General features: G+C 39.4%; 7 protein-coding genes. All 7 read left to right on the top strand.

Annotation, left to right across the window (positions count from 1 at the left end):
- Positions 1-49: 49 nt before the first annotated feature.
- On the top strand, positions 50-508 hold the full coding sequence (locus WC753_04845) for a hypothetical protein (protein ID MFA6080771.1): 459 nt from the start codon (positions 50-52) through the stop codon (positions 506-508).
- Positions 502-975, top strand: coding sequence for a hypothetical protein (locus WC753_04840; GenBank protein MFA6080770.1), 474 nt, complete (start codon positions 502-504; stop codon positions 973-975). Before WC753_04845 ends, WC753_04840 begins: the two co-directional genes overlap by 7 nt.
- Positions 960-1,169 carry a hypothetical protein gene (locus WC753_04835; protein MFA6080769.1) on the top strand — a complete coding sequence of 70 codons (210 nt, stop codon included), beginning with the start codon at positions 960-962 and terminating at the stop codon, positions 1,167-1,169. The genes WC753_04840 and WC753_04835 overlap by 16 nt, the downstream gene beginning before the upstream one ends.
- Before the next feature lie 446 nt (positions 1,170-1,615).
- Positions 1,616-1,822 (top strand): zinc-ribbon domain containing protein, encoded by a 207-nt coding sequence (locus tag WC753_04830; protein MFA6080768.1) that lies wholly within the window; start codon positions 1,616-1,618, stop codon positions 1,820-1,822.
- Positions 1,823-1,848: 26 nt separating this feature from the next.
- A complete protein-coding gene (locus tag WC753_04825; GenBank protein MFA6080767.1) occupies positions 1,849-2,799 on the top strand; it encodes a recombinase RecT in 951 nt (316 codons plus the stop codon).
- Complete coding sequence (locus tag WC753_04820) at positions 2,690-4,567, top strand: DNA translocase FtsK (protein ID MFA6080766.1); 1,878 nt, start codon at positions 2,690-2,692, stop codon at positions 4,565-4,567. The genes WC753_04825 and WC753_04820 overlap by 110 nt, the downstream gene beginning before the upstream one ends.
- A gap of 191 nt (positions 4,568-4,758) precedes the next feature.
- Positions 4,759-4,899: a hypothetical protein gene (locus WC753_04815; protein ID MFA6080765.1), complete on the top strand. Its 141-nt coding sequence runs from the start codon at positions 4,759-4,761 to the stop codon at positions 4,897-4,899.
- Positions 4,900-4,977: the final 78 nt, after the last annotated feature.

Here is a 4,977-nt window from a genome sequence, read left to right as displayed (position 1 = left end):
TGACTCGCATCGTAGAACTGTATAATACCATTTTAAAATTGTTGAAAAAATGATTCCATCACAAATAACAAAACTTGCAGAAATAATACGAGAATATGAGGGATGGTATGAAGGAAGTAATTCGTGGCGATGCAACAATCCCGGTAACTGTAAATACACGCAAATTTATCGTTCCATTTATGGAAAAGTTCGTAAAAGTCCGCGGGGTTTTGCAATATTCAAAAGTAAAGAGCTTGGATGGCTATATTTGCAAAATCTTTTGTGGAATTGGGCTGAAAAAGAAAAGAGAAACTACACTATATTGCAACTCATGAGAGAATACGCTCCGACATGCGACGACAATAATCCGGAAGAATACGCAAAATTTATCACAAGAAGAATGGGGGTTTCGGCTGATACAAAATTAAGAGAACTGATATGAAAAAATGTGAAAACAAACTATGCAAAAATCTTTTTGAGCCAAATCGAAGAAAAAAAAGATTTTGTTGTCACCTATGCTCAATGGTAAACTTGAATAAATCAAAAGAACACATTGAAAATAATGTAAAAAATTTTTCTCAAGAAAATTCATCTTCATGGAAAGGAGAAAAAGCCGGATATTTTGCAATTCATAACTGGATAAGAAAATACTATGGAAGTGCTGATCATTGCGAAATGTGCGGAAAGACAAAAGGTAAATTTGAGTGGGCGAATATAAGTGGAGAATACAAACGAGATAGACGTGATTTTATTCCGTTGTGTCAACTATGCCATAGATCTCTCGATTTAGGTATTTCTGTTGTCCAAAAGACAAAAGATGGAAACATTGTAAAAATTTATCCGACAATAGCTTTTGCAGAAAAACAATTATCGATTTCAAAAGGAGAGATCTCAAGGATTTTGTCTGGTAAAAGGAAAAGTTGTCGTGGTTTTTTGTGGGAATATTATAATGGTAAAATTACTAATTTAAAAAAATATTTATGAGTGAAAAAATAAAATCAATCGCAAATCGTTTTTTGAAAGGTGCATTGTCCGGAGCAGTAACTTCGATGTTATTGATTAAAATATCCACCCCGATAAATTTTGTGGATCTCGGAAACTTTTTAACTCTTCTCCTTATTGCCGGAGCTTTTGGAGCAATCAATGGAGGATTGTTAGCATTGCAAAAATGGTATAGCTGGGTTGAATAGTAAAAAAGCGCCAAACGGCGCTTTTTACATTTGTTGTATTTCGTACAAAAACAAAAGCATGACGATAAGCCATCCTGTTCTATTACTTATTATTTTACTTCCTCCGAAAGAAAGAAAAATAAAGAAGAGTATTAACGACATCCTTATGGTATATCACAAACTTATCCACAGTGCAATGTGGCAAGCGGTTGCCATTGTGATATACTGTAATTGGTCGATAGATTGATAGATTAAAAACAAAAAAATTATGTCTTTTGAAAAACATGGTTTGTATAAAAACAACGAGAGGCCAAAAGAAGAGACACTTTCTTTTCAAGATAAGTGTGCATACATCTCTTTAGTTTTTATCGGAATTGGTTTTGCATTCATGTGCATACCATTTCATTGTATTTGTGCTTTTATGCAAATTTGAGGTCGATAGTTTATTAAAATTAAAATTGAGATTCATGAGTGATAAAACAATAAAGTGTTTCTGTGGAAAAGATTTTATTTTCACGGAAGGAGAACAAGAATATTTCGCGGATCGCAAATTGCAAACGCCGAAATATTGTCACGATTGTAGAATTGAGCGCCGGAAGAAATTCACACCGGCCCCAGTCGCAACAGGATTTTTTGCGACAAACAAAGCGGATCGAGAATTGCTCGGTGAATAGTTTATTCGATAGATTGATTGATTATTATGCAAAAAGAAAACACAAAAGAGAATACAAAACCGGCGGCCGCTCTTGAAGTGGTGCCGGTTTCTCGCGATAGTTTGGACCTTGCAAAAATGAATTCTGAGATAAACGCTCAGCTCACTGATGCAAATGTTCAAAGAACATTGCTCGCCACTACGTTTAAAGGTTTACAGCCAGCCGTGATGAAACAAGCGATTATGGAAGGAATGATCCGCGGTTTCAATTTCAAGAATTTTTTGGAGAAAGATATATACGCGATTCCTTTCGGATCATCGTATTCGCTCACACAATCCATTGATTATATCCGCAAGATCGGAATGCGCGCCGGGATTGTTGGAAAAGGAGCGCCGGAATATACCTATGAGGAAAAGAACGGAAAGAAGTTTGTCGAATCGTGTACTATAACAGTAAAAAGAAGGGTTGAGGGATATGTCGGAGAATACACCGCGACGGTTTTCTTTTCAGAGTTTACCACCGGGCGTAATTTATGGGTGACAAAACCACGCATGATGCTCGCGAAGGTTGCGGAAATGCACGCGCTCCGCATGGCCTGTCCGGAAGTTCTCGCGCATGCTTACATTGAGGAAGAAATGGAAAAAGAGGCGGTCATTGAAAATTCAAAAGTAAGAGTGACGGATGCAAAGGTCGATTCATCCGGTTTACAAATGGGTAATTTTGTGAAAAAAGATGAAAACAAAAAAGGTCAAGATGGAGTTCAAACTCCCCAAAGTGACGAAGAGAGCTATCTCGAAGGACTCGAAGAAATCCCCGACGACGAAGGTTGATTTTGCAGTCGATTACTTCTCGTATTCATCGCTCGCACTTCTCGGAGTGAATCCGATAATGTTCAAAATCACCTACAAAAACCGACAAACGATTGACTCGACGACAAGTATATCAAGTATCATCGGAAAATCGTTCCACAAGGCGCTTGAGGCCTATTACGGGGGTAATGATGAGGTGGTTATCTCCACCGAAAGCGAAGCAATTGAGATGGGACTCAAAATCGGAATGGATTATCTCGAAAAATACAATGACGGTTGGATCAAATACACCGAGACGGTCCCGAATAAACAAAAGGCGCAAGAGATCCTCGCATTCACATTCAACGCCTATGTAAAAGAAAATCCATACGACAACGGCGATCAATTACTTTCAACGGAAGAAAAGATCGTCGAACACATAAACGTGGAATGGAGGGGAAAACAAGTGGAATTGCCGATCGCACTCAAATGTTACACAGACAAGACAATCAAACGCTACAAAAAACTCCGGATTGTGGATTATAAAACAGTCACATCATTCAGTAAGCCGAACAAAATCGACGGCCGGAAGATGCTCCAAACGATAGTTTCATACTTTTGCGTTTATGCGAAATATGGGATGGCGCCGTATTCCATGATATTTGAAGAAGTGAAGAAAACGAAAAACCGCGACGGTGGAGAACAGGTGAAAAGATACGAGATTGTGTATGAAGAAAATGAACTCTTTTTTGACTTCTTTTTCCGATACTATGAGGATTCAATCAAATTCTTGAATGGTGAGGCGGTATACTTGCCAAACGTCGATGCAATGTTTGACGGGGATATTTCAATCATCGCGTACATACACCGACTCGACGAAGAGGAAGAAGTGGCGAAACAAATGAAATTGATGAAGGTGGATAATATCACGGAATTACTCAAGAAAAAGATTCATTCCGCGAATAGCATGAAAAAGTTTCTCACAACGGTCGAAAAAGAATTTATCAGTGCAAAAAATTTAAATTACTCCAAAATGAAAAACGAAGAAAAAATACAAACGAAATTGATGGAGCATGGAATGATGTTGCAATACGATTCCATGATTGCCGGACATTCGTTCGACCTGTACCGCTATACGCCTTCCATCGGCCTAAAAATGAAGAAACTCGAAAGCTATACAGCGGATATTGAGCAAGTGATCGGCCGGTCCGGAGTGCGCATACTCGCGCCGATTCCAAATACCAGTTTTGTCGGTTTTGAGGTCCCAAAACTTGATCGTACTTTCCCGACGGAAAAAGGAAAGCCGGATGGGTACAAGCTCGCGATCGGATGTGACGTTATGGGTGAGACATACCGATTTGATATCACACAAGCGCCTCACATGCTTGTCGCCGGATCAACCGGGTCCGGAAAGTCTGTTTGTCTCAGTTCGTTTATTTCACAGCTCTCGACGATCCCAAATACAGAATTGCATTTATTTGATCCGAAGATTATCGAACTCGCGCATTTCAAAAACTATCCGGGTGTTGTGGAGTATCAGAAAGAAGCGAGTAAAATTGCTTTGTCTCTCAACAAACTGATTGACGAAATGGAGAATCGATATAGAAAACTTGAAAAGCTTGGAGTAAAAAATATGAGCGAAACGGATATGAAAAGAAAATTTGTGTTCATCGACGAATTCGGAGATCTGATTATGAGTAGCGATTTTGGAAAAGAGATATCGGATTGCATTCAGATCCTCGCTCAGAAAGCACGGTCGGCCGGTATCCATCTCATCATCGCGACACAACGTCCAAGCGTAAAGATTATAAACGGTGATATCAAAACAAACTTTCCGACTAAGGCGGTATTCCGGACCGCGAAAGCAATTGACTCGCGTGTCGTACTCGACGACGATGGCGCGGAAAAACTTCTCGGATCTGGTGATATGATTTTTTCCTCTCAGGATGGGAATATCAGATTACAAGGTTACAGATAAAATTATGATTGATGAATTTGATCTTTCAGTGTTAGAAAAATGGTGGTTGCATTCTCGCGGTGGCCGTGGTGCCGAAGATGTATTTTTGGATGAACATAAACAAAAATACATCTGGATGTCAAATGGATACGGAAGAATGCAAAAGGTTTATGTGCCGGAGAATTTACTAATTAAAAACGAAATGAATTATCATGGATGAATGCAAAATTTGTGAAGGGGCCGGAGAATTGACTCTCTTTTTCCGGAACAGTGACGGAGAACTCGAACCAACACTCACAGAGCCGTGCTATTCGTGTCAGATTGGCGGTAGCTTTGACGATAGCGACGAGTAAAAGCAAAAGACGAGCAAAGTATCGTTTGAGATACCGAAACGCTCTCAAGCGATATTTGGGCCTCGTAAGTTATCCACA

The sequence above is a fragment of the Candidatus Gracilibacteria bacterium genome (assembly GCA_041660965.1).
Classification (GTDB): Bacteria; Patescibacteriota; Gracilibacteria; order BD1-5; family JAGOOR01; genus JAGOOR01.
The sequence above is the reverse complement of the archived record's forward strand: the minus strand, read 5'-3'. Positions and strand labels throughout refer to the sequence as shown.